The 793-nt window shown below is 69.0% G+C and carries 1 protein-coding gene; it reads left to right on the top strand.

What is annotated here, in order from left to right:
- Positions 1-140: 140 nt before the first annotated feature.
- On the top strand, positions 141-793 hold a 653-nt coding region (locus D7X32_RS44545; protein ID WP_147450541.1), incomplete at its 3' end, for a TetR/AcrR family transcriptional regulator.

Genomic DNA, 793 nt, shown 5'->3' with positions numbered 1-793 from the left:
GGGGTGGACACTTCCGGGCTCACGGCCCGGGGCGGTCACGCGAAGTGTTTGACGCCTCGCGTCCGTGTCTGTCTTTGACGCAAGGAGCCATCCATCCGCTTTTGACAGGGCGGTCGGCCGGGTGCTACCCGTCCTGAAAGATGAATCGCCCTTCAACTTCAGAACGCGTCCCCGTCACGCCGCGCGGTCAGCGGACGCGGCAGAAGTTGTTGAAGGCAGCGGAAGCGGTGTTCGGAGACAAGGGCTACGAGCGCGCGTCCATCGCGGACCTCACGCGCAAGGCCAGCGTCGCGCTGGGCACCTTCTACGTGTACTTCCCGGACAAGCAGTCCATCTTCGTGGAGGTGGTGGACGAGCTGGGCGCGCGCCTGCGCCGCCTCATCGCGGAGTCCACCGCCGCGTGCACCACGCGTCTGGAAGTGGAGCGCGAGGGCCTGCGCGCCTTCTTCCAGTTCGTGCGCCAGCACCCCAACCTCTACCGCGTGGTGCGGCAGGCGGAGTTCGTGGACGCGGACTGCTACCGCCGCTACTACGACCGCTTCGCCAAGGGCTACGTGCGCGGCCTCACGCAGGCCATGGACGCCGGCGAGGTGCGCCGCATGGATCCGGAGGCGCTCGCCTACTGCCTGATGGGCATTGGCGACTTCCTGGGCATGCGCTGGGTGCTCTGGGAAGAGGACCCGGGCCTGGAGCGCGTGCTCGACACGGCGATGGCGCTCCTGTCCCACGGCCTGCCCCCGGACGCCTCCGCCGCGCGCGCCCACCTTCAGGCAGTCCCCCCTCCGCAGCAAGC

Source organism: Corallococcus carmarthensis, from assembly GCF_003611695.1.
GTDB lineage: Bacteria > Myxococcota > Myxococcia > Myxococcales > Myxococcaceae > Corallococcus > Corallococcus carmarthensis.
Note: the sequence above shows the minus strand (reverse complement) of the source record. Positions and strands in the feature narration are given on the sequence as shown.